Annotated in this window: 20 protein-coding genes and 4 tRNA genes; 13 read left to right on the forward strand and 11 right to left on the reverse strand. The window is 60.3% G+C overall.

Going from position 1 to position 24,450, the window contains the following annotated elements:
• Positions 1–163: 163 nt before the first annotated feature.
• The gene (locus BMH52_RS24165; RefSeq protein ID WP_073845299.1) at positions 164–2,611 is read left to right on the forward strand and encodes an acyl-CoA dehydrogenase; all 2,448 of its coding nucleotides are present in this window, start codon (positions 164–166) and stop codon (positions 2,609–2,611) included.
• A 75-nt stretch (positions 2,612–2,686) separates the two neighbouring features.
• A complete protein-coding gene (locus BMH52_RS24170) occupies positions 2,687–3,094 on the forward strand; it encodes a PA2817 family protein (RefSeq protein ID WP_003190109.1) in 408 nt (135 codons plus the stop codon).
• A gap of 139 nt (positions 3,095–3,233) precedes the next feature.
• Here BMH52_RS24170 and BMH52_RS24175 read toward each other — a convergent pair whose 3' ends face one another.
• Complete coding sequence (locus BMH52_RS24175; protein WP_014717778.1) at positions 3,234–4,166, reverse strand: LysR family transcriptional regulator; 933 nt, start codon at positions 4,164–4,166, stop codon at positions 3,234–3,236.
• Positions 4,167–4,255: 89 nt separating this feature from the next.
• Between BMH52_RS24175 and BMH52_RS24180 the strand changes: the two genes are divergently transcribed.
• The gene (locus BMH52_RS24180; protein ID WP_019817272.1) at positions 4,256–4,900 is read left to right on the forward strand and encodes a hypothetical protein; all 645 of its coding nucleotides are present in this window, start codon (positions 4,256–4,258) and stop codon (positions 4,898–4,900) included.
• Between the two features lie 134 nt (positions 4,901–5,034).
• On the opposite strand, the gene BMH52_RS24185 is transcribed toward BMH52_RS24180, so the two are convergent.
• Positions 5,035–6,609, reverse strand: a complete 1,575-nt coding sequence (locus BMH52_RS24185) for an alkaline phosphatase (protein ID WP_073845301.1) — start codon at positions 6,607–6,609, stop codon at positions 5,035–5,037.
• Positions 6,606–7,160, reverse strand: coding sequence for a GNAT family N-acetyltransferase (locus tag BMH52_RS24190; protein WP_073845303.1), 555 nt, complete (start codon positions 7,158–7,160; stop codon positions 6,606–6,608). The genes BMH52_RS24185 and BMH52_RS24190 overlap by 4 nt, the downstream gene beginning before the upstream one ends.
• A 190-nt stretch (positions 7,161–7,350) precedes the next feature.
• Between BMH52_RS24190 and BMH52_RS24195 the strand changes: the two genes are divergently transcribed.
• The 6 genes from BMH52_RS24195 to BMH52_RS24220 all read left to right on the forward strand — a co-directional run bounded on the left by BMH52_RS24195 (position 7,351) and on the right by BMH52_RS24220 (position 14,581).
• Positions 7,351–7,758 (forward strand): biopolymer transporter ExbD, encoded by a 408-nt coding sequence (locus tag BMH52_RS24195; RefSeq protein WP_014717774.1) that lies wholly within the window; start codon positions 7,351–7,353, stop codon positions 7,756–7,758.
• Positions 7,759–7,760: 2 nt separating this feature from the next.
• Positions 7,761–8,489: an energy transducer TonB gene (locus BMH52_RS24200; RefSeq protein ID WP_073845305.1), complete on the forward strand. Its 729-nt coding sequence runs from the start codon at positions 7,761–7,763 to the stop codon at positions 8,487–8,489.
• Positions 8,490–8,513: 24 nt separating this feature from the next.
• A complete protein-coding gene (locus tag BMH52_RS24205) occupies positions 8,514–10,799 on the forward strand; it encodes a TonB-dependent receptor (RefSeq protein ID WP_073845307.1) in 2,286 nt (761 codons plus the stop codon).
• A 25-nt stretch (positions 10,800–10,824) separates the two neighbouring features.
• Positions 10,825–11,472, forward strand: coding sequence for a MotA/TolQ/ExbB proton channel family protein (locus tag BMH52_RS24210; protein ID WP_003190096.1), 648 nt, complete (start codon positions 10,825–10,827; stop codon positions 11,470–11,472).
• A gap of 56 nt (positions 11,473–11,528) precedes the next feature.
• Positions 11,529–12,746 carry a phospholipase D-like domain-containing protein gene (locus BMH52_RS24215; protein ID WP_014717770.1) on the forward strand — a complete coding sequence of 406 codons (1,218 nt, stop codon included), beginning with the start codon at positions 11,529–11,531 and terminating at the stop codon, positions 12,744–12,746.
• Positions 12,747–12,841: 95 nt separating this feature from the next.
• Entirely contained in the window at positions 12,842–14,581 is a 1,740-nt protein-coding gene (locus BMH52_RS24220; RefSeq protein ID WP_073845309.1) for a dipeptidase, read from the forward strand.
• A gap of 171 nt (positions 14,582–14,752) precedes the next feature.
• Here BMH52_RS24220 and BMH52_RS24225 read toward each other — a convergent pair whose 3' ends face one another.
• Entirely contained in the window at positions 14,753–16,414 is a 1,662-nt protein-coding gene (locus BMH52_RS24225) for a M24 family metallopeptidase (RefSeq protein ID WP_073845311.1), read from the reverse strand.
• A 77-nt stretch (positions 16,415–16,491) separates the two neighbouring features.
• Here BMH52_RS24225 and BMH52_RS24230 point away from each other — a divergent pair, with 77 nt between their 5' ends.
• Entirely contained in the window at positions 16,492–17,982 is a 1,491-nt protein-coding gene (locus BMH52_RS24230; RefSeq protein ID WP_073845313.1) for a PLP-dependent aminotransferase family protein, read from the forward strand.
• A 5-nt stretch (positions 17,983–17,987) separates the two neighbouring features.
• On the opposite strand, the gene gltS is transcribed toward BMH52_RS24230, so the two are convergent.
• From gltS to BMH52_RS24245, 3 genes are all read right to left on the reverse strand, one after another.
• The gene (gene gltS / locus BMH52_RS24235; protein WP_014717766.1) at positions 17,988–19,199 is read right to left on the reverse strand and encodes a sodium/glutamate symporter; all 1,212 of its coding nucleotides are present in this window, start codon (positions 19,197–19,199) and stop codon (positions 17,988–17,990) included.
• Between the two features lie 164 nt (positions 19,200–19,363).
• On the reverse strand, positions 19,364–19,651 hold the full coding sequence (locus tag BMH52_RS24240) for a hypothetical protein (RefSeq protein ID WP_073845315.1): 288 nt from the start codon (positions 19,649–19,651) through the stop codon (positions 19,364–19,366).
• Positions 19,652–19,679: 28 nt separating this feature from the next.
• Positions 19,680–20,783, reverse strand: coding sequence for a polyamine ABC transporter substrate-binding protein (locus tag BMH52_RS24245; protein WP_014717764.1), 1,104 nt, complete (start codon positions 20,781–20,783; stop codon positions 19,680–19,682).
• A 137-nt stretch (positions 20,784–20,920) separates the two neighbouring features.
• Here BMH52_RS24245 and BMH52_RS24250 point away from each other — a divergent pair, with 137 nt between their 5' ends.
• Positions 20,921–21,712 carry a LuxR C-terminal-related transcriptional regulator gene (locus BMH52_RS24250; protein WP_014717763.1) on the forward strand — a complete coding sequence of 264 codons (792 nt, stop codon included), beginning with the start codon at positions 20,921–20,923 and terminating at the stop codon, positions 21,710–21,712.
• Between the two features lie 79 nt (positions 21,713–21,791).
• Here BMH52_RS24250 and BMH52_RS24255 read toward each other — a convergent pair.
• The 4 genes from BMH52_RS24255 to BMH52_RS24270 all read right to left on the reverse strand — a co-directional run bounded on the left by BMH52_RS24255 (position 21,792) and on the right by BMH52_RS24270 (position 22,206).
• A tRNA-Gly gene (locus BMH52_RS24255) sits at positions 21,792–21,867 on the reverse strand.
• Positions 21,868–21,870: 3 nt separating this feature from the next.
• Positions 21,871–21,946 (reverse strand) — tRNA-Glu (locus tag BMH52_RS24260).
• A gap of 105 nt (positions 21,947–22,051) precedes the next feature.
• A tRNA-Gly gene (locus BMH52_RS24265) sits at positions 22,052–22,127 on the reverse strand.
• A 3-nt stretch (positions 22,128–22,130) separates the two neighbouring features.
• Positions 22,131–22,206: transfer RNA gene (locus BMH52_RS24270), tRNA-Glu, on the reverse strand.
• 359 nt (positions 22,207–22,565) lie between these two features.
• Here BMH52_RS24270 and BMH52_RS24275 point away from each other — a divergent pair.
• Both BMH52_RS24275 and BMH52_RS24280 read left to right on the forward strand, forming a co-directional pair.
• Positions 22,566–23,336, forward strand: coding sequence for a hypothetical protein (locus BMH52_RS24275; RefSeq protein ID WP_032872063.1), 771 nt, complete (start codon positions 22,566–22,568; stop codon positions 23,334–23,336).
• A gap of 288 nt (positions 23,337–23,624) precedes the next feature.
• Positions 23,625–24,437 carry an alpha/beta fold hydrolase gene (locus BMH52_RS24280; protein WP_072435565.1) on the forward strand — a complete coding sequence of 271 codons (813 nt, stop codon included), beginning with the start codon at positions 23,625–23,627 and terminating at the stop codon, positions 24,435–24,437.
• The last annotated feature ends 13 nt before the right edge of the window (positions 24,438–24,450 follow it).

Below are 24,450 nucleotides of genomic sequence, written 5' to 3' on the forward strand. Positions count from 1 at the left end.
GTTTAACCACCAGGCCTGCCAGAGAGATAACGACGATTCGGCCAAATGCCGGCGCCGGCTGATGGGTTGCCCAGTACACCTTGTTACACCCTGATCACCCGGCTTGTTCGGATGCCGACTAAGCTCCCTGGTGGTTTCGCCCCTGGTTCACGGAGGATTGAATATGCTGTTGTTGTGGATACTGGTGCTGGTGGTCGGCATTGCCTACCTGGCACACCGCCGTACTGCCCCCCTGCCCGCCCTGGGCGTGGTCGCCGTCTACCTGCTGGCGATGGGCGCCTGGAGCCACGCACCGGGTTGGCTGCTGCTGATCTTCTGGGTGCTCCTGGCCGTGGTGGCCGCGCCTTTGTTGCTGCCCGACCTGCGCCGCCAATACTTCACCAAGCCGCTGTTCAGCTGGTTCCAGAAAGTGCTGCCGCCGATGTCCGAGACCGAGCGCGATGCGATCGATGCCGGTACCGTATGGTGGGATGGCGAACTGTTCAGTGGCCGCCCCGACTGGGACAAATTGCTGGCCTACCCCACGGCGCAATTGACCGAGGAAGAGCAGGCGTTCATCGACGGCCCCACCGAAGAACTCTGCGCCATGGTCAGCGACTGGGAAATCGGCCAGGCCATGGACCTGCCGCCGCAAGCCTGGGAACACATCAAGACCCATGGTTTCTTCGCCCTGATCATTCCCAAGGAGTACGGTGGCAAGGGCTTCTCCGCCTATGCCCACTCCCAGGTTGCCATGAAGCTCGCGACCCGCAGCGGTGACCTGGCCTCCACCGTGATGGTCCCCAACTCCCTCGGCCCCGCCGAACTGCTGCTGCACTACGGCACCGACGAACAACGTAACCACTACCTGCCGCGCCTGGCCCGCGGCGACGACATTCCGTGCTTCGCCCTCACCGGCCCGCTGGCCGGCTCCGATGCGGGCGCCATGCCTGACACCGGGGTGATCTGCAAAGGGGAATGGGAAGGCAAGGAAACCCTCGGCCTGCGCCTGAACTGGGAAAAGCGCTACATCACCCTCGGCCCGGTCGCGACCTTGCTCGGTCTGGCCTTCAAGGCTTATGACCCAGACCACCTGCTGGGTGAGGAAGAGGACCTGGGCATCAGCCTCGCGTTGATTCCTACCGACACCCCTGGCGTGGAAATCGGCCGTCGTCACCTGCCGCTTGGCGCCGCCTTCATGAACGGCCCCAACTCCGGCAAGGATGTGTTCATCCCTCTGGAATACCTGATCGGTGGCCAGGAGATGCTCGGCAAGGGCTGGATGATGTTGATGAACTGCCTGTCGGTCGGCCGTTCGATCTCGCTGCCCGCCGTCGGCACTGGCGCTGCCAAGTTCACCAGCCTGGTGACCGGCCAATACGCCCAGGTGCGCGAACAGTTCAACGTACCGCTGTCGGCCTTCGAAGGGATCCAGGAAGCCCTGGCACGCATCGGTGGCAACGCCTGGCTGATGGACAGTGCGCGCATGCTCACCGCCAACGCCGTGGACCTGGGCGAGAAGCCGTCGGTGTTGTCGGCGATCCTCAAGTACCACCTGACCGAGCGTGGCCGTGAGTGCATCAGCCACGCCATGGACGTGCACGGCGGCAAGGGCATCATCATGGGCCCCAACAACTACCTGGGCCGCAACTGGCAGGGCGCACCGATCTTCATCACCGTGGAAGGCGCCAATATCCTCTCGCGTAACCTGATGATCTTCGGCCAGGGCGCCATTCGCTGCCACCCCTTCGTGCTCAAGGAAATGGCCCTGGCCGGCCGCGAAGACCATGACCAGGCGTTGAAGGAATTCGACGGCCTGCTGATGCAACACATCGGCTTTGCCGTCAGCAACGCCGCCAGCACCCTGGTGCTGAACCTGGGCTTCGGGCACTTCGAAAAAGCCCCGGGCAACCGGTTGAGCCAGGGCTACTTCCGTGCCCTGAACCGCCAGGCGGCTGCGTTTGCCCTGCTGGCCGACCTGAGCATGATGTTGCTGGGTGGCGAACTCAAGCGCCGCGAACGCCTGTCCGCCCGCCTGGGTGATGTGCTGAGCCACATGTACCTGGCCTCGGCGGCGCTCAAGCGTTATCACGACCTGGACTCGCCGGACCATCTGGAGCCGCTATTTGCGTGGGCCATGGAAGAAAGCCTGGGCGAATCGGAACGCGCACTGGATGAGCTGCTGAGCAACTTCCCGAACAAGGTGCTGGGCTGCCTGCTGCGGGTGATCGTGTTCCCATTCGGGCGTCGTCATACCGGCCCGTCCGATGCGCTGGATGCCGAAGTGGCAGCCGTGATCGGCCGCGCCAAGGGCGACCCGACCCTGGAAGAATTGCTGGCCGGCTGTTATCGCCCGCAATCAGCAGAAGATCCCGTGGGCGCCCTGCAACATGCCTACGACCTGCTCGGTGCCAGCCACCCCTTGCAGAAAAAACTCCACAGCGCGCTCAAAAGCGGCCAGGTCAAGCCGGCTGCCGGCGAGCATGCCATCGACGCGGCCCTGCAGGCCGGCGTGCTGCAACCGGCCGAGGCGCAAACCCTGCGCGATGCCGAGGCGGCGCGACGCAAGGTGATCGACGTGGATGATTTCAGCAAGGAAGAGCTGATGCAGGCAGAAGGTAAAGTCCGCTGATTCGAGCGGTCATATAAAAACGGGCGCGAGAGGCTTATACTCTCGCGCCCGTTTTTGCTTTAGAGGCCTTATCTCGTGTCCAACGTCGTTGCCGATCATCTCGTCTTGCTCGACCACTTGCGCAGCATCCTGGTTGCCGTCGGCGAAGCCGAACAGGTACCCGAGGAAAGCCACTCGCTGTTCCTGGAGCGTTTCGACGAACTGCGCGCCCTGTTGCCAATCGACCCGATCGAAAGCCAGTACCTGGGCCAGGACCTGATGAGCCAGGTCATCCTGCGCTACCCGCAAATCGCCCACCTGGTGCCCCGCGACCTGCTGTGGTTCTTTGGCGGCGACTGCCTGCACTTCATGCCCGACGAAGAACTGGACCTGTACCAGGCCCTGGAAGAACGTCGCTATGAAGCCGAACAGAACGACGAACCGTTCGACTGGAACCAGGAAAAACAGCTGCTGGCGATGCCTCAGGACCAGAGCAAACACTGACGACTATGCTCGTTCCTACGCTCTGCGTGGGAACCTATCCTGTGACGCTCTGCGTCACCCGTGTACAGGCATAAAGGCAGGACGCGGAGCGTCCAAGGTGGCATTCCCACGCAGAGCGTGGGAACGAGCAACCGCGCTCCTACCGCCGCCGCAGCGTGGGCTCCTTGGCCATGCACTCCACCAGATAATCGATAAACACCCGCAACTTCGGCGGTAGGTACCGTGTGGGCGAATGCAGCAGCCACGCCTCGCCATGGTACGAGGCAATAAAATCCCACCCCGGCAACACCTGCACCAACTCCCCCGCTTCCAATGCATGCCGCGCGGTGAAATACGGCAAGCTGGCAATCCCGACATGCTGCAACGCCGCCTCCAGCCGCACCCCGGTGTGGTTCGCCGCATACCGGCCGCGTACGCCGACCGTTACCGCCTTGCCAGCCTGGCGAAACTTCCAGCGTGAATCTCCCGGTGTTTCACCCAGATAAATGCAACTGTGCCCAAGCAGATCATGGGGATGGCTCGGTGTACCGTGCTCGGCCAGATATTGCGGCGTCGCGCACAACAAATGTTCGATGGGCAACAGCTGGCGCCCGACCAAGCCTGGCGGTGGGCTGTCGGTGATGCGGATGCTCAAGTCGACGTTGTCGTCGATCAAATCCACATGCCTATCTTCCAGGATCAATTGCACATCCACCTTGGGATAGCGCCGCAAAAATTCCGGCATATGCGGGTGCACCACAAATCGCCCCACCGCCTTGGGCACACTGACCCGCACCAGCCCCTCGGCTTCATGGGTAAATTGCCCACTGATTTCCATCACCGAGCGCGCCGCATTGACCATCTCCTGGCAACGCTTGAACACCTCCTCGCCGCCCTCGCTCAGGCGCAGCTTGCGCGTGGTGCGTTGCAGCAGGCGCGTGGCCAGGGCTTGTTCCAGGCGCGAGATGCTGCGGCTCACCGCCGAAGGTGAAACGCTGAGTTGCCGCGCCGCTTCGGAGAAGCTGCCGGTTTCCACGACCTTGACGAAAATCGCCATTTCACCCAATAACGGTAAAGGAAGATTGATGCTCATGACGCACAGGTCCATTGATAATTGAGCGGATTATCACCCATCTGCGCACTATTTATACTGCCCACAGAACCCTGATGCGGATGTAGATGATGACCGAGCGCCTGTTTTTTACCCACGACCACCTGACGGCCGAGCTGGAAGTGCTCAGTTGCACCCCGCACGAAGAGCAATTCGCCGTGATTGTGCAGTCGACCATTTTCCATCCCCAAGGCGGCGGCCAGCCGTTCGACACCGGCTGGCTCGGCGATAGCCAGGTACTGCGGGTCGTGCAGGAAGCCGAACAGGTGGTGCACTACGTCGACCAGCCCCTGGAACCAGGACCCGCCATTGCACGAGTCGACGCACAGCGGCGCGCCTTGCACACTCGTCTGCATTCGGCGGGGCACTTAATTGGCAATGCCGGCGAACGCCTGGGCTGGATGCCGATCAAGGCTCACCACTGGCCCGGCGAAGGCAAGATCACCTTTATCCGTGGCCAGACCGCGCAAGACATGGATGCGCAGACGCTCCAGCAGTGGGTCAACACATGGATCGCCGCCGACTATCCCCGCTATATGACGCTGGAAGATGGCACCCGCGAAGTCGGCTTCGGCGAATTACCGGCTTACGCCTGTGGTGGCACTCATGTTCAAGCGCTGAGCGAACTGGGCCAGGTAACGATCCTGGCGTTGTCGGAGAAAAAAGGCGCGCTCTCGGTGCGCTATGAAATCAATGCGGGAGGAGGCTTGCCTTAATGCCATTCAGTTAAGCTCAGTTCCCCTGTGGGAGCTGGCTTGCCTGCGAAAGCGTTAGTGCAGTAGCAGATGCAGTGACTGACACACCGCTATCGGGGGCCCCCTCCCACATTGGATCGCCCCAAAGAAACAGGCTACACGGCAATCGCCCCCGCCCTGCTCGGCTCAACCACGAACGACTTCAACGTCGACACCGTCGCCGCCGGGTCACGCGGATCACTGATCGCACGAAAATTCGTCAACATGCTATTGGCCGCCAACTCCACCGAAACATACCCACGCTGGCGACTGTCGAAAAACTTCACATGGGGGTTGAGCGGCATGATCTTCATGAACGCGTCATAGGGCGGGCCGTCGGAGGTCACCGACGAGCCAACAAACTCGGTGGCGACCACCGCCGAGTCCGGCCTGTCGGCGTCGGCATGCAGGTCGGTGGCCCAGAACGAATGAATATCCCCTCCCCAGAACACCGGGTTCTTCACGCGATTGCGCACGATCGACGCCAGCATCCGTGAGCGGTTCGCCATGTAGCCATCCCAGCCATCGGTCCAGCGGCCAAGCTTATGGTTGGTGAGGTCACGCTGCATCAGCGGCGCCACCAGCAGGTCTTGTGCGATCACATTCCACTGCGCTCCAGACTGGGCAAAGCCCTGATCCAGCCAGGCTTCCTGCTGCCAGCCGAGCAACGTGCGGCCAGGGTCACGCAGGTCGCTGCAGGGGGCGGTGACAATATGCCCCTGGTGGCTGCCATTGGCCGCGATGCACGGTTGCTCGGAACGGTACTGGCGACCGTCGAGCACATGGAAACGCGCAAGCCGGCCGTAATCCAGGCGCCGGTAAATGCGCATGTCCGGCCCCTTCGGCACGCTGCTGGCACGCAGGGGCATGTGTTCGTAAAACGCCTGATAAGCCGCCGCGCGTTGTTTGAGAAACTGCGCCACCGTCACTTTCGGGTCCTGGGACCAGCGGTTGGCGTAGTCATTCTGTACTTCGTGGTCGTCCCAGGTAACGATGCTAGGGGCTGCGGCGTGCAGGGCCTGCAGGTCTGGATCAGTCTTGTAGAGTGCGTAGCGGTTGCGGTAATCACTCAGGCTTTGCGCGTTGCCGCTGCCGTGAGAACGAAACACCTTGCCCGACTCCGCCGCATAGGAGCTGTCGTAGATGTAATCACCGAGGAAAAACACCAGGTCCGGGTGCTCGGCGGCAAGGTGTCGGTAGGCGCTGAAGTAACCGCGCTCCCAATGCGAGCAGGACACAAACCCCAGCCGGGCCGAGGCCATGGCCTGCAACGGCGGCATCGTGCGCGACTGGCCCACCGGGCTCTGCGCACCGAGCCCTTCAAACTGGTACCAATACGGCCGATCTGCCGCCAGCCCCGCCACCTCGACATGCACCGCATGAGCGAAACGCGGCGTCGCCAATACTTCGCCCTGCTTCACAATGCGCGTCATCGCCGCATCGCTGGCCACCCGCCAGCGCACCGGCACCGAGCGACTCAGGCCGCCACGGCCATCCGCGGCGTTGAACAACGGCGCCAGGCGCGTCCAGATCACAAAGCCATCTGGCAACGGGTCGCCGGAAGCCACGCCGAGGGTGAACGGATAATCCACCCCGGCACTGCGCGCAAACGGGCTGAGGATGGAAAAGGCGGTAGCGACCACCAACCCGCCGAGGACCCGGCGTCGGCCGTGGTCGACGTCGCCGCTCACAAGCAGCGCTCCCAGTCATCACGCACGCTGGCAAACCCGAGCAAGTCCTCATACACGCCGTTCTTCAGGAACGCCTGGTGCATGCAGCCTTCATAGCGCAGGCCGATCTTCTCCATGACCCGCGCCGATTCCTTGTTGCGCGCGAAACACTGGCTGCCCACGCGCTGCAACCCTAGCGCCTCGAAGCCGAAATCCATCACCGCGCTCGCCGCTTCTGCCGCATACCCCTGGTTACGGCAGTGCGCCGCCACCCAGCCACCCAAGTGCCCATAGTGATGGCGAGCATTGATGCGCAGGCTGACCATGCCGACCAATTCGTCGGTGCCGCGCACATGCATCCCCAGGTTCAGCAGTTCACCAGTGCGGTACTTGTCGGCGGCCCCGGCAATAAAATCCTGGGCGGTTTCCAGGGTGTAGGGCGATGGAATGTTCGCCGTGTTGTCGGCAATTTTCGGCCCGTTGGCAAGCGTGAAAAGCACCTGCGCCTGATGCATTTGCAGGGCGCGCAACAGCAGTCGCGGGGTCGTCAATTGAGGCAGTGCAGTGGGCATGGGAGCCGGCTCTCAAGATAAATTTCTCAAGCATGAATGCCCCGAGTGTCAGTTTCATTACGCCCGAAAACTGACCGGTAAGTTTTCTGAAAGACTCGTCCTAGAGCCTCTAAACGGTCAATTAAAGTTAACCAATCGGTCATTTTTGGCTGTTAGCGTTTTGCCCCTAATTCAATGACGGGGTAACGGAATGAGAACCTGGGACGAACCCAAGAAACGCAAGGCGCACATCGAGCTGATCCCGATGATCGACGTGATGATGTTCCTGCTGGTGTTTTTCGTACTGGTGAGCCTGAACGTGATTCCCGCGCTCGGCATGAAGACCCAATTGCCCAGCGCCAGCAGTTCGCAGCAGCTCAAGCCGCAAAACAAATTCATCCTCACCCTGGGCCTGGAAGGCCAGTTGCAACTGGACGGCAAGGACCTGACGGTGGAGGCCCTGGTGCCGGCGCTGAAGGCGGCCGAAAAGCCCGATACCAAGTCGACGATCATCGTCAACAGCGACAAAGGCGTGGAGGTTTCGCGCCTGGTGGAAGTGATGGACACCCTGCGCCTGGGTGGCTTCACCTCCGTGTCCATTGCTACGCGTAAGTCCTGACCATGTACGCTCTGTTTCGCGTGCGTCAGCTGCTGGGCAGTGTGCCGGCCCTGATCGCCTTGGTGCTGATTGCACTGGGTATCCAGTCCCAGACATTGAAGGTCGAGCCGGTGTATGACGAGTCGGCGGTCGAATTGGCCTTGGTCGAGCCGGAACCGCAAGTCATACCGGAACCGGTGTTGGAGCAAGAACCGCCGCCGCCGATGATCGAAGAGGAAGAGGCCGAGCCGGCGCCCCCGCCGCCACCGCCCAAGCCGCTGCCCAAACCCAAACCTGAACCCAAGCCAAAACCTGTGCCCAAGCCTGCCCCCGTGGTCGCCAAGCCCGTGCCGACGCCGCCACCGGTGGCCGCCAAGCCAGCCCCGGCCGTCGTCACCCAAGCGGCACCGACGCCTGCCCCACCGGCGCCACCGAAGGTCGATGGCCAGGCCCTGGAAAGCGGTTACCTCAAAGGCTTGCGCAACGAACTGGACACCTACAAGCAGTACCCCACCGGGCGCCAGGCGTCCCTCGAACGCCCGAGCGGCGAGGTGGTGGTGTGGTTGCTGGTAGACCGTCAAGGCCGTGTCCTCGACTCGGGTTTACAAACCCAAGCCTCGAGCATGCTGCTCAACCGGGCCGCCACCAATAGCTTGCGTCGCATCAAGCAAGTCAAACCGTTCCCCGAGCAAGCCTTCGGGGGGCGCAATGAGCAGCGCTTCACCGCCACCTTCAACTACAGCGTGCAATAAGCACCCGACACCAGGACGACAGTGATGAAGTTCACCCGTATTCATCTGGCACTAGTGGCCGCGACCAGCATGACCCAGGGAATGGTCATGGCAGAGACCAGCGACAGTGACGTCGGCACCATTGGGGTACAAGGCAAGGCGACCGCAGGAGGCGGTTACATGGTGCCGGAGGAAAGCATCAAGGGCCGCTCCACGGTAACCAAGGAAGCACTGGATAAACAGGCGGCCACCGGCAATGCCATCGACAAGCTCAAGTACACCCCCGGCTTGAACATCTCCAGTGAAGACAACACTGGCCTGTCGGGCTTTCGCTTCGCCATGCGCGGCATGAACTCCGACCAGGTGGGCATGTCGGTGGACGGCATGCCGATCAATGATTCGGGCAACTACGCGCTGTATTCCAACCTGCTGGGCGATCCGGAAAACATCGACCAGATCTTCGTCACCCAGGGCGCTGCGGAATCCGACGGCCCGCACATTGGTTCCAGCGGCGGCAACATTGGCATCGTCACGATTCGCCCGACCAAGGAAACCGGTGCCTTCGTCAAACAGGTCGTCGGCAGCAACGCCACGCGCAAGACTTTTGCCCGCCTCAACACCGGCGAAATCAACGGCCTGAGCAACTGGCTGTCGGTGTCCCACACAGAAGGTGAAATGTGGCGCGGCTCGGGCGCGGTACGCGCGGACAAGGTGGAGTGGAACAGTTTTTTCGACGCCGGCAATGGCAACACCGCCAACCTGATCCTCAAGTACCACGAGCAGGACAACAACAGTTACAGCCAGTTGACCAAGGCGCAGTTCCAGCAATATGGCCGCAAGTACGACCCTTACCCTGCCACCCCCAGCGTGGGCAGCAACGGCAAATACAACAGCTATTACGCCCTGGCGCAGAACCCGTTCCAGACCTTCACCGCCGTGCTCAACACCCAGTTCAAACTGGCCGATAACCTCGCGCTGTCCGTGATCCCGTATTACTACTGGGGCAATGGCAGCGGCGTCGGTTCATCCAGCTATGCCCTCAACCGTGGCTCCAACCAGGGCGGTGTGTTCGACCTCGGCAACCTGCCCACGGCCGCCCAATACAACGCCGACGGCACACCCAACAGCGGCGTGTACTACCGCCCTTCACGCACGCAAACCTGGCGTCCGGGTATCACCACCAAGCTGACCTGGGACCTTGGCGACCACAGCCTGCAATTCGGCTACTGGTACGAGCGCGCACGCCAGAGTCAAACCCAGCCGTTCATTCCGCTCAAGAGCAACGGCAAGCCAGTGGACACCTGGCCGGACTCCAACAGCGCCATCGTCGATGCCAACGGCAACACCGTGCAGGGCCGCGACCGTTTCACCGTGACGCCAGCGCAAAAGGTCTGGGCCCAGGACACCTGGTACATCAACCCGGACTGGACCTTCATCGCAGGCCTGGCCTACATGAACGTCGAGCGTGAAGGCACCAACCACGGCAGCCTCAACGAACGCCCGGAAAAACGTAACCAGACCTACAACAAACTGCTGCCCAACGCCGGCCTGAAATACCAGCTGGACGAGCGTGACCAGTTGTTCTACAGCGTGTCGCGCAACATGCGCGTGCCGCAGAACTACGTGCTCTACGACAAAGGCGCCGGCTCGATCGACGCCGAGCCGGAAACCAGCTGGAACCATGAACTGGGCTGGCGCTACAGCGGCGACGACATGAGCCTGGCCGCCACCCTGTTCTACATGGACTTCAAGAACCGCCAGGTGTCGTCCCGGGACATCAACGGCGACTTTGCCGACATCAACGCCGGCTCCGTGGTCAACAAAGGCCTGGAGCTGGAGTGGAGCGGCCAGTTGCCCCACCACTTCAATTACTACACCTCCTACACCTACACCAAGGCCGAGCAGCAGGATGACCTGACCGTCTACAACGCCGGCAAACCCATCGTGCTGCCCACCAGCGGCAAGCAGTTCGCCAACGTGCCCAAGAACATGCTGGCGGCCAACATCGGTTATGACGACGGGCGCTTCTACGGCACCTTCGGCGGCAAGTACACCAGCAAGCTCTACGGCGACCTGACCAACGACGAGGCGATTTCCGGTCGCACCGTGTTCAACCTCGGCGCCGGTATTTACCTGCCGGTGGACAAGAAGGTGGTCAAGGACGCGACCCTGCGCCTGAACGTCGACAACCTGTTCGACAAGAAATACCTGGACGGCGTGTACACCACCAAGACCAACGCGGCCAGCTACAGCGGCTTCCGCGATGGCGACCCGGCGTACATCGTCGGCCTGGACCGTACCGTCACGGTTTCGCTGGAAGCGAATTTCTAAGACTCACCCCAAGAGGAACACCATCATGGATATGAACCTGCTCCACGACGTCACCTTCTATGTGATGTACGCGGCGATGGCCATTGCGATCTTCATCGCCATCGAACGCGGTATCTACTTCGCCTACGTACGCCGCCAGGCACGCGCATTGATCGACGCCCTGGGCGCCAATGTGCACAGCGAGCGTGACCTGCCGGAAAACCTGACCCGTCGCGACAGCCTGCCGCTGAACATGATCTTGCCGGTGCTGGCCCAGAAGGCAACCCACGGTTCGCGCAAAGACCTGGACGACGAAATCGATACCCAGTACCTGAAGACGCGCGCCCCACTGGCCCGCAGCCTGTGGATCATCGAGACCATCACCACCGCCGCCCCGCTGCTGGGCCTGCTGGGCACCATTCTCGGCATCATCGACACCTTCAAGGCACTGGCCACCGCAGGCGTGTCGGACCCAGGGCAGATATCCGGGGGTATCGGGACGGCGTTGTTCGCCACAGGATTAGGTATCGCCATCGCACTGTTTTGCGTGGTGTTTCACAACTTCTTCCAAGACAGCCTGGAGCGCATCAACGACCAGTTGAAGATCCTGTTGATCCGCGCCGCCACCGGTGCCCGCGCACAGGATGAAGTGCCCCATCGCGTGCCCACCCCGCTGCACAGCCGCACGGCTTGACCTACAGGGCGGGCGCCTTGGGCGCTCGCCTTTTCCTTTGGTGCGATGAGACGCTTATGTCCCTTTCGATGAAGTTGCGTATCGCCGGCCTGACCGGCTTGCTCCTCAGTCCGCTGGCCCAGGCGGACTTTTCCATTCCAGGCTTTGAACTGGTGCATACCGTACCCGTGGACACCGCCCTGGGCACCGACGATCTGCGCCAGCCCGGCCCGGTATGGATCGAGCTGTTCGACGGCGCCAAAAGCCGCATTGATATCGGCCAGTTCTACGCCGCGGACCACCCTGGTTCGGTGATGAACACGGTGCTTGAACACCTGGAAGCCGCCGGCAAACGCGGCGTGAAGATTCGTTTCCTGCTCGAAGAAAAAGGCATCAAGCTGTCGGATGCCGCCACCCTGGAACGCTTGCGCGCCATTCCCAACCTGACCTTGCGCGTGCTGCCCTACGGGCAACTGAGCGGCGGCATCATCCACGCCAAGTACCTGCTGGTGGATGGCAAGCAGGCGTTTGTCGGCAGTCAGAATTTCGACTGGCGCGCCCTGGAGCATATCCACGAAACCGGGCTGCGCATCACTGACGAAACGGTGGTGGGCCAGGTGCAGGCGATCTTCGAGCAAGACTGGCAAGCCCAGGCCGCGCTGGCGGGTAAACAACCGGTGCCGCTACCCGCCAGCGGCCCGGCACCCGCACGTACCGGCAACTACCTGGTGGCCAGCCCGCAACGCTACAACCCGCCCGGCGTGGGCGACTCACAGCTGGAACTGCCGCGCCTGCTGGGCGAAGCCAAAAAAGAAGTACGCGTGCAATTGCTCGACTACGCGCCGCTGTCCTACGGACCGGATCGAACCCGGCCGTACTACGCGGTGATCGACAACGCCGTGCGCGCTGCTGCTGCCCGTGGCGTGTTGATCAAGCTGATGGTATCCAACTGGAACACCGACCCGCTGGAACTGCCTTATCTCAAGAGCCTGGCGGTACTGCCCAATGTCGAGATCAAGATCGTCACCCTGCCCGAAGCCAAGCAAGGCTTCATCCCTTATGCGCGGGTGATCCACAGCAAAACCATGGAGATCGACGGCCAAGTGGCGTGGGTCGGCACCAGCAATTGGTTGGGCGGCTACCTGGATAATTCGCGCAATCTGGAGGTGGTGATGCGCAGTGAGGCGATGGCCAAGCGCGTAGGCCAATTGCATGAACAACTGTGGGATGGGCCTTACGCTAGAGCCTTGAGCGTGACGGAGGAGTATCCCGCGGCCCATCCTGGCCAGCATTGACCTTGGGCACCTGAGTAATGGTAGTGTGTGGAAATGTTTCTGACTCTTCCATCAGAAACCTCCTACTCACTACCTGCAAAGGAATGCCTTTAACCATGCACTTTCCACTGAAAAAACTGGTGGCTGCCACCTTGTTCGCCGCGAGCCTGTCGGCAGTTGCCACTCCCGCATCCGCAAACATCACCGCAGACCAAAGCGCAGCCATCCTGAAGCATTTCAGCGAGAACTCGGCCACCGATTTTCGCAGTTTCCTCGGCACCCTGGCCAAGAGCGAACTGGGCAAATCGGCTGACACCGGCCCTGCTATCAGCGCGTTTCTGGGCAACAAACCCCTGAGCGCCGAGCAGCAGAACGAGATCAATCGCCTGCTGGGCATTTATACCCGCGTGAAGTACGGCAAAGCCGCGCTCGAAACCCTGCGCGAACTCGTGGAAATCCCCACGTTCAACGTGGACGGCCTGCCACAGTATAAAAACCCGGAATTCCTCAAGATCGCGGCGAAGATCGAGGCCTTGGCCAAGTCCTTCAACCTGAACTTCCGTAACGTCGATAATCGCGTGTACGAAATTTCCCTGGAGGGCAGCGGTGATGACGTCGTGGGTGTGCATGCCCATGCCGATGTGGTGCCCGTGACTCCGGAAAACTGGGTGCTGCAAGACGGTACCAAACTCGACCCGTTCAAGGTCACGCTGATTGGCGACCGCATGTATGGCCGCGGTACCGAGGATGACAAGAACGGCATCGTGGTGACGATGTACGCCATGAAAGTCATCAAGGAAGAAAAACTGCCATTGGCGCGCACGTTCAAGCTGCTGGTGGACACCACTGAAGAAACCGCCGGTGATGCCATTCCTTACTACTTCGAACGCAATCCCGTGCCGCAATACAACCTGGCGCTGGATGGCGGTTACCCGGTGGTGATCGCCGAGAAAGGCTCGGGTACGGTCATGGCCACCTTCCCGGTGCGCAAGGGCGAAGGCAAAGGCGCGCAAATCATCGCGATGACCGGCGGCAAGGCGAACAACCAGATTCCATCGGCCTCGGTGGCCACGCTGGTCAGCGATACGCCAGCCGAATTGGCCGCCAGCTTGCAACAGGCCGGTGACGACTATGCCAAGCGCAATGGTGGCAATTTCCAGGTGACGGCCAAGGTCGATGGCAAGGACGTCAAACTCACGGTTACCGGCGTATCCGCTCACTCCTCCGAGCCTGAAACCGGGGTCAACCCGGTGGCGCGTATGCTGGAACTGATCCACAGCCTCGACGGCAAGGTTGCCCTCCAGCACAACCACATCACCGATGCCGCGCGGTATGCCGCCGACAACTGGGGCCTGGATTACCTGGGCGGCAAATTGGGTGTGGGCTACGCGGATGATTTCATGGGGCCGTTGACCACCTCGCTGACGTTTGTGGGGCAGGATGACAAAGCCTTCAAACTGGCCGTGAACCTGCGCGCACCGAAAGGTAAAACCCCGGAGGCGCTCAAGGCGCAAATCGAGCAGAAGCTGAACACCTGGGACAAGAACGCCAAGGTCAACGTGAGCTTCACTTACTCGCTGGACACGCCGATGTACCGCAACCCTGAAGGGGAATGGGTAAAAGCCTTGCTGGCAGTGGCCACTGAAAACCTGGGCATGGCGCACAAGTTCGGCACCTCGGCCGGCGCAACCTCGGTGCACGACCTGCCCAACGGCGTGCAATTCGGCCTGGCCCGCCCGGAAGAGAAGTACACCGGGCACACTGACAGTGAGTTCAAGACGGTTGAACAGTTCTTGCTGGACCTGCAGATCGTCACCGAAATGATGGGCCGCGTCGGGCAATTGCCGAAGCTCTGACCCAGTTGAAGCCCCAGCGAGGCTGCGATGGCGGCGGTACAGGCAACTTCTTTAGCGCCTGAACCACCGCTTTCGCAGCCTCGCTAAAGCTCGACAGCTCCCACAGGAGATCGGCGGTGTGGGTGAGATCTCGCTTTGCAGGGCTATCGCGCCAAGCACAACTTGGCAACATCAGCCTTGCAACATCAGCATGTCTTCAAAGAAACCACCGACCGACTCAGTGGGATGGCACAGCTGTATTTCCAGCACCCAGGCCATTTCACTCGGTGGGATCTCCAGGTCAGCCAACACTTTGCTCTCGAACAACGCATGGGGGAAATCTGCAAGGCGGTGCCCTGCCAGGTTGCGTGCCAATCTCCAGCCTTTGGACAGGGCGCTCTGCTCGGCGAAGTCGTAGAGTTCACGCCCAGTCAGGCCACGCAGCCACGCCTGGCGTGTTTCATCAAACACTTCGTGCACGGCCGTTTTGCAGGACTGGTGCAACGGCGCATCGCCGAACACAAACGTATCGCCATAGTCCCCTTCGTAGCCATCCCACACCGGGCCAAGATCGACCACGGCAATGTCATTAGCGCGCAGCCTGCGCTGACGATCAACACCCTCGCGCGGTGGGCGCACAGTGTCGGCGCCAAAACGAATGTAGGTCGGATGCCAGGTGTGCGAAGCGCCCATGGCCTGCAGTTGCCTTGCGGCCATCTCAAGGGCCTCGCCGGTGGTCATGCCGATCTTCAACTGGCTGGCAATGGCCCCCAGGGCACGCATGGATTTTTCCCGCGCAGCCAACATGCCGTCCAAGGAATAACGCGGGCCGACTTTCTCCCAGACCGGGTCGAACGACAGGGAAACCGTTTCCGCACTTGACCGACCACTGGCAACAAACGCCTCCGCGATAAACCGGTGGCTCGGCAACCCCGCTTCAAGGCAATGGGTGCGCACCTGGCTGAGCATTGCACCATTACCGCACGCATACACCTGGACCTGCTCCCAGCGATGCCCGTGACCCGATGCAACCTCCTGCACCCTGCCCTCTGATGACCGCACGGGATGCCAGCGAAAACGGGGATGCTCAAGCATCGCGTGGTCGAGGAAGGCGCTGTCATAAAAGTCCGCCGATTGCGCGCCACCCCAATACAACGTCACTTCGACATCGCGCTTGAGCGCGGTCAGCAGGATAGGCTTGATGCCCGCGTAACCAGTGCCCGTGGCAAATAGGACCACGGGCGCCGCCTCATCGTCCTGCCAGGTACAGGCACCAAACGGCCCTTCCACGTGAAGACGCTCACCCGCGCCGAGATCACCCAGGATACCCTCGGAAAAGTACCCGCCACTCACCCTTCGAATCTGGAAGATCAACCGCCCTTCATCATCGGCGGGCAGGTTGGCAACCGAAAAGCAGCGCGTGTCACCGTCCGCCAGGCGGAACTTGAGGTATTGACCAGGCCGCACCGCCACTGGGCTTTCGGGTATCAATACCAACTCGATCACATCGGGGCCCAGCGCACGCTTGCTATGCACTTGCGCCGCCACTACCAGCGCGGGCGTATCCAGCGACCAGCCGGGAATACGCAGGCACATGTCGCCGCAGGCCTGGCTCTGGCATAACAACATTTCATTGGCTGCCAGAGGATAAGAAGGCGCCGGCGCACCCGGCGCAAGGCGCTTGGCCCGGTACGCACCTTCGGCGACCACCACCTTGCACGAACCGCAGGCGCCACGGCGGCAGGAGAACGGCACGGCCAAGCCGCTGGCGAGCATGGCGTCGAGCAAGAGTTCATCGCCCGCTTCAAAGGTTTTCCCCGAGGGCGACAGTTCGATGACATGACGTTTATTCATAAAGACCTCGGGATAAGTAAGGCTTGATTGTTGCGCTAGACTAGGCCCATTAAAACCTCCAGATTTGGATACTTCAGATGGTCCAGATGCGTAAATGGCGTCCACTGCTCCGGCTTGAAGAAGGTGCAAGCCAGGCGACTTACCGCAAGATCGCCGAAGGCTTGGTCAATGCCATCCTCGAAGGCCGCCTGCCGCCCGGGACGTTACTGCCGGGCACGCGGGAAATGGCACACTTGCTCGACGTCAACCGCAAGACGGTGATCCTGGCCTACGAAGAAGCCATGACCAAGGGCTGGCTGATCAGCGAGCCGCGCCGTGGCACCTTCGTCAATGCGCAGTTGACACCCACGCAACTGCCCAGCGTTACACAACCGTCTTTCGCACCGCAGTTACTGCACCAACCAGCGGTACCCTATTTCACCCATAACGCCCAAGTGGTCGCGCTTGAGCATCGACACGGCGCGCTGTTTTTCGACAACGGCACCAGCGACCACCGCCTGCTGCCCCAGGCCGTTTTGCACCGTTACTATCGCCATGCATTGCGCAACAGTTTCGCCTCCAATACCGTGCGTTACGGGAGTGAGGGCACCGGCTATCATTTGCGCTGTGCCCTGGCCGAGATGCTGCGTAACAACCGTGGGCTGACGGTCACTGCCGAAAATATCTGCCTGACCCAGGGCACCCAGATGTCCCTGTACCTGAGCGCCAGCCTGCTGCTCAAGCCCGGCGACGTGGTACTGGTGGAACGCTTGAGCTACCCACCGGCCTGGGAAATTTTCCGTCAGCTCGGGGCTCAGTTGGTCACGGTCGACATCGACGATGAAGGTTGTCGCACCGACCAGGTCGAGCGCTTATGCCGTGAGCACAAGGTGCGCATGATTTACCTCACGCCCCATCACCAGTTCCCCACCACCGTGAGCCTGCATGCCGCCCGCCGGCAACACTTGCTGACGTTGGCCGCGCTGCATGACTTGTGCATTATCGAAGAGGACTACGACCACGAATATCATTTCAGTGGCCGCCCTTACCTACCGCTGGCCAGTGACCGCGCCCAACGCCATGTGCTGTATATCGGCTCGTTGTCCAAAGTGCTGGGCTCGACGTTCCGCTGCAGCTATATCGTCGCGCCCACCTCTGTGATTGAAGCCCTGCAGCGCAATGCCGCGCTGATGTTGGGCGATGCCGACGCGGTCGCTCAAGCCATGCTGGCAGACCTGATCAATGACGGGGAGTTGAAGAAGCATGTGCGCCGCGTGTCGAAAGAATATCGGGCGCGCCGATCCGTGCTGCAGGACTGCCTGGACCAGGCGTTTGGCGCTCGCATACAGGTGCGCGAACCCGAGGGGGGCTTGGCGCTATGGGTACGTTTCGAGGAAGAAATAGACGTCGATAAGTTGGCAAGCGCCGCATTGGACCACGGCGTCGTGGTGCGCAGCGGTCGTCAGTTTTCACCCAACGACCAGCCGGTAAACGCGCTGCGCCTGGGCTTTGCCTCCCTCGACCGGGATGAAATCCAGCAAGCCACGCGGCGCCTGGCCCAGGCGATGAACGCCGTAGGCAGGCGTTGAAAAACTTACCCAGCGGCCCCCAGGAACGGCAGCGCCAGGTACAATTTGATCACCACCGCATTGGCGATATCGATGAAGAACGCGCCCACCATCGGCACCACCAGAAACGCGATCTGCGAGGGCCCGAAGCGCTGCGTTACCGCCTGCATATTGGCAATCGCCGTGGGCGTTGCGCCAAGCCCGAAGCCGCAATGGCCTGCCGCCAGCACCGCCGCATCGTAGTTGCGGCCCATCACCCGGAACGTCACGAAAATCGCGAACAGCGCCATCAGCAATGCCTGTGCGGCCAGCAGAATGACAATCGGCAAAGCCAGTGCCGCCAAGTCCCAGAGCTTGAGTGACATCAGCGCCATCGCCAGGAACAACGACAAACTGACATTGCCCAGCACCGAGACTTCGCGCTCGAACACCTGATGCCAGCCGAGCATCGACAGCCCATTGCGCAGCACCACACCGACGAACAATACGCACACGAACGTCGGCAATTCGAACGCGGTGCCTTGGATGGCGGCATTCAACAAGTTGCCGCCCTGCAGACTGATCGCCACCAGCGCCAGGGTCTCGATAAACGAAAACGCGGTGATCAGGCGCTCTTCATTCGGTTGTTCGAACCCCTTGGCCAGGCTCGACTGCGGTTGCCCAATACCTGGCACCTCGACCCGCTTGATCAGAAAACGCGCCACGGGCCCGCCGATCAGGCCACCGAGCACCAGGCCAAAGGTCGCCGAGGCAATCGCCAGTTCAGACGCAGACGCCACGCCATACTGCTCACTGAACACCGCGCCCCAGGCCGCACCGGTGCCATGCCCACCGGACAGAGTCACCGAACCCGCAAGCAGGCCCATCAATGGGTCAAGCCCGAGCGCCGAGGCCAGCGCGATACCCATGGCGTTTTGCACCACCAGCAAGCCCGTTACCACCAGCAGAAACACCGCCAGGATCCGTCCGCCTTTCTTCAGGCTGGCAAAATCGGCGTTCAAACCGATAGTGGCAAAGAACGCCAGCATCAAGGGGGTTTGCAATGAAGGATCGAAGCGTACTTCGATATCGGCAAACCCGCGCAACGCCAGGAGCAGCATGGCGACCAACAGGCCACCGGCTACGGGTTCCGGAATGTTGTAGGTACGTAAGAAGCCGATGCGAGCCACAAGCCCGCGCCCCAGCAATAACACCAGTGAAGCGGCAACGAGGGTTGAATAGAAATCGAGTTGAAGCATCCGGTCAGTTCTCTGAAGTGGACAAGGAGAATGGGTGGCCAGAGTAGAGAGCACAGGGCGAAAAGGCATCCACCCTACAAAAAACACAGACTTTCCCTACAAGCTTCACAATAATAACCTACAACCGCCTGCACCTCGCCCATCCAGAGATACGCACAGTAGACTTATCGACGACGCCTTCGCAGCAGAGGCCAGTTTGAGGCGATCTCACACGGCTCAGCGTCACGCCCTGCGACTCGCACCAGGTCTGGAAACTCAAGCAACAGGGCACGATTGCCCCGGCCAATGTGCTCCATCACCGCCAGGGTAATATTTTCCCGCACCATGCCCGTCGAAACGTAGTACATGGCCCAGGCCTGTTCTGGCGTACATAGGCCGATCTGCTCTTCAATCTCTTTGTAGGCCTTGTAGTCGTCCGACTCTAAATAGCGCTGATCACCACCCTGGCGCATGCTGTCTCCCTCCCCGACCTCGTCCCCGTCACGTACCGCTTTTGACCTTGGTCCAGACCCGTGTGCGAATGCGCTCCGCCTTCAGCGGCAAGGGCTCAAGCGGAACCAGTGTGGCCATGGTCTTTTTATCGGGATAGATCCAAGGGTTATCCCGCAACTTTTGTTCGACGAATTCAGTGGCGTCTTTATTGGCGTTGGGATAGAGCATGTAGTTGGATGTCTTGGCTATCACCTGTGGCCGCAGCATGTAGTTGATGAACGCCAGAGCGGCCTTTGGGTGGCGAGCGTCCTTGAGCAACACCCAGTTTTCAGACCAGACCAAGGCGCCTTCGCGCGGCAGGCTGTAGGCAATCTTGCGGCCACTGTTGGACTTTTCATTAATCGCCTGCGCCGCCAGGGCACCATTGGCCCAGCCGACGACTGCACAGATATTGCCGTCCGCCAGGTCGGTGTCGATTCTGGACGAATCGAAATAGAGCACATAGGGACGGATTTTCAACAACAGCGCCTGGGCCTTCTGGTAATCCTCTGGATCGGTACTGTTGCTGGGCAGCCCCAGGTAGTGCAAGGCAATGGAAATGATCTCGCTGGGGGAGTCGAGCATGGCCACGCCACAAGACTTGAGCTTGCTGATGTTTTCTTCTTTGAAGATCAGGTCCCAGCTGTCCACCGGGGCGTCATCGCCCAGCGCCGCCTTGACTTTATCCACGTCGTAGCCAATGCCGGTGGTGCCCCAGACATAGGGCACGGCGTAGCGGTTACCGGGGTCATTGACCGCCAGCAGGGAGAGGATGTCAGGGTCGATGTGCGAAAGGTTACTCAACTGCGCGCGATCCAGCGGCTGCAGCACCCCGGCCTTGATCAAGCCCGGCAATACATTGGAGGTGGCCACCACCAGGTCATAGCCGGTGCGCCCAGCCATGACCTTGCTCTGCATGATTTCGGCGCTGTCGAAAGCATCCATATGCAGCTTGATGCCGGTCTCCTGCTGGAATTGCTTGGGCGTCTGCGGTTCAAGAAACCCGAACCAGTTATACAGATACACCGAAGATTCAGCGGCGGCTGCGGGCGTGCTGATTGCAGCGCCCATAAGCGAAGCTAAAAAAATAGCTCGCAAGTGTGCTCGACTCATATGACTATCCCTGTCCACACGACGCGCCCTCATGGCTATCGTAAGCTCGGGGTGAATATACCGAGCCTCGACGAATAGTAAATACCTACAAGTACTTAGCTCTGGCCTGCAAAGCCCTAACCCTAAAGGGGTAGAACATGTCGCTTGACCTTCATAGCCTGGCTTGGCACCGATCGGTTGGAAAACTGATCATGCAGCTCAATCGCCCTGAGTTCTGGAGTTCGTTGATTCGCGTATTGAATGAATATGTGCAGATAGACAATTGGGTGGTGCTGGTTTTTGGCGACCACGCAGTGCGTGTGATCAGCCTGCCCGAAGTAGCAGACAGCGAAGAAATCGACGCCTTTATTCACCGCTATGTGAAAGGCCTGTATTTGCTGGACCCGTTTTATATCGCTGATCGAGAAAACCCACAGAGCGGGTTCTTCCATCTGCTCGACATTGCGCCGGAACACTTCCGGGAAACCGAGTACTACCAGCAATATTTCGCGCAATACATCTCGGTCGATGAGGCGCAATACAATGTAAGGCTCGATGCCGGTACAACGCTGTGCATGTCGTTTGGCAGCAACCTGCGATTCACCCAGGCGCAGATAACGGTATTGGACATGATCAAGCCGTGGGTAACGGCAATGATGCATCAACGCATGGGCTTTGAAACTGACCCGGCAAAAAATCTTGCCGAGCCGGCCCCATGGGCTGAGGCACTTACTCAGTTGGAAGCACAAGTAACGGCACGTGAAAAGGACGTACTCAAGTTACTGCTCAGTGGGTTCTCCAACAAAGAGATCGCCGGCAAGCTGTCGCTGTCGACGGAAACCATCAAGGTTCACCGCCGCAACATCTACAGCAAGCTGAATATCAAATCGCAGTCCGAACTGTTTGCGCGGTTTTTTATGCCACGGCAGGAGATTCCTTCGACGCTTTGAACGGGTGCGGTGCGCTGGCGAAGTAAATTGCGCACAAACAAAAACGCCGATCATCACTGATCGGCGTTTTCGTTAAATATGGAGCGGGAAACGAGACTCGAACTCGCGACCCCGACCTTGGCAAGGTCGTGCTCTACCAACTGAGCTATTCCCGCAAATGGCGTCCCCTAGGGGACTCGAACCCCTGTTACCGCCGTGAAAGGGCGGTGTCCTAGGCCACTAGACGAAGGGGACACGCTACTGAAACACATGGTGTGTGTTCCAGTGCCCAGAGGCCTTGTCCGAAGACTTGGTCCTGGTTTCACTCAATGCCGCCCGAAGGCCACACTGCTTGTAAATTGGAGCGGGAAACGAGACTCGAACTCGCGACCCCGACCTTGGCAAGGTCGTGCTCTACCAACTGAGCTATTCCCGCATATGGCGTCCCCTAGGGGACTCGAACCCCTGTTACCGCCGTGAAAGGGCGGTGTCCTAGGCCACTAGACGAAGGGGACACACGTACAACATTCACTCCCTACCGCGTTTCGCTGTGTGCTTTACGCTGTAAGTGGCGCGCATTCTATGGATGGATTGAAAGGTCGTCAACCCCCAAGGATAAATTTATTTAAATCAATGACTTCGCCATGGTTTCACGGCCTTCGCGGGCATTGGCACCGTCCGAGCCTTGACGCCTATATTCTGGCGTTCGACAAGACGCTATAGTTCACCCAGGCAAATGATGGCAATGTGCATCCATTCAGGGAACGCCTACTTATATAGAAGAAATCACCTGGGCAACTGGTCGATCGGTCCTATCCGCCGGATGACCCAGTCACTACACTCCACAGCAAACCCTATTAAAGAGGTCACACCAGTGACACCACTCATGATCACCCTGCTGGTAATAGCCGGGATCGTAATACTGATCGCCATTGGCTACATGAACCACGTGGTGGAAAACAACAAGCTGGAAAAGAAGCGTACCGAGATCGAGCTTAACGATCGGCTGCGTCGCTGCGGTGAAATTACCGAGACCTTCCCCGGCCAACTGATGACCCCAGCGCTCAAGCTGTTGCTGGCTCGCCTGGAACTGAACGTCAACCAGCGCCTGTTGAATCTCAACAAGTCCAGCACACCGCTCAAGGCGCGTATCACCGAACTGAATGCGCTGATCGCCCAAGGCGAATCGATTCCGGTGGCCAACCCACCGGCACCGATCCAGACCGAGGCCAAGGCCAAGGACGTGCGCTTCCTGCTCGAAGCCCTGCACGGCCAAGTCACCCGCGCCGCGCAGGATGGCTTCCTGCCGACCAACGAAGCCAAGCACTGGATCAAGGAAATCCGTCATATCCTGGTGCTGCTGCACATCGAGTTTTTCAACAACCTCGGCCAGCACGCCCTGCTGCAAGGCCAACCCGGCCAGGCACGCCTGGCGTTCGAGCGCGGCGTGCAGTACCTGCGCAAACAGCCGGAGCCGGTGCTCTACAGCGCCCAGTTGCAACTGCTGGAGTCCCAATTGGCGCGCGCCAACTCCACAGTGCTGACCAACAGCCAGCCTGCCGAGGACGAAGTCAACGAGTTGACCGAGGGCTTGAAAGTCGTCGACGCCGATGCCGAGTGGAAGAAGAAAGCTATCTACGATTGATGGCATCGCGAACGCAATGCTCAAAGCAACGAACATCAAAGCTGGCTTGCCTGCGAAGACGTCGGCTCAGCAACATTGATGTTGACTGACACACCGCTTTCGCGAGCAAGCCCGCTCCCACAGTGGGATTGTGGGGTGTCAGGTAGGTGAGCATCGGCTGGCAGGCCTTCATCGCAGGCAAGCCAGCTCCCACAGTGAAATCATCACATGCCATCAATGTGCACCTATCCTCCTGCCCCCGACTAGCGTAAAAAAGTGCCCCTCACTCCGTGAAACTAGAGGCCTGTTATGCCTGTCGCCGTGATTGATGGACAACCGCTGCACTTTATCGACCAGGGCGCCGGCCCCGTCGTGCTACTGGGTTCGAGTTACCTGTGGGCCAGCGACATGTGGGCGCCGCAGATTGAAGCGCTGTCGCAGCAATACCGCGTGATCGTCCCCGAGTTGTGGGGCCACGGTGAGTCCGGGCCGTTGCCAGCAAACACCCATTCCCTGGATGACCTCGCCCGCCAGGCCCTGGCGCTGCTGGATCACCTGAGCATCGAACAAGCCAACCTGGTGGGCCTCTCGGTCGGCGGCATGTGGGGCGCACGCCTGGCGCTGCTGGCTCCCGAGCGCATCAACACCGTGGTGCTGATGGACACCTACCTAGGGGCTGAACCCGAAGCAACGCGCCAGTACTATTTCTCGCTGTTCAAGATGATTGAAGACGCCGGGGCGATCCCCGAACCGTTGCTGGATGTGATCGCACCGATCTTCTTCCGCCCGAACATCGACCGCGAATCCGCGCTGTACCAGGACTTTCGCCAGTCACTGCAAGGCTTCCCCAAAGAACGCTTGCTGGACAGTATCGTGCCACTGGGCCGCCTGATCTTCAGCCGCAAAGACATCTTGGAGCAATTACCTGGCTTGGACGCCGACACCACCCTGGTGATGTGCGGCGAGCAGGACAAACCCCGGCCACCCGCCGAGTCCGAGGAAATGGCCGACCTGATCGGTTGCAGCCTGATCCTGATCCCCGAAGCCGGGCATATCTCCAGCCGCGAGAACCCGGATTTCGTCAACGAGGCGCTGCTGACCTTCCTCGCCAACCACGCCTGATCGCCCTGCCCTC

The sequence above is a fragment of the Pseudomonas sp. BTN1 genome, from assembly GCF_001907715.1.
Lineage (GTDB): Bacteria > Pseudomonadota > Gammaproteobacteria > Pseudomonadales > Pseudomonadaceae > Aquipseudomonas > Aquipseudomonas paracarnis.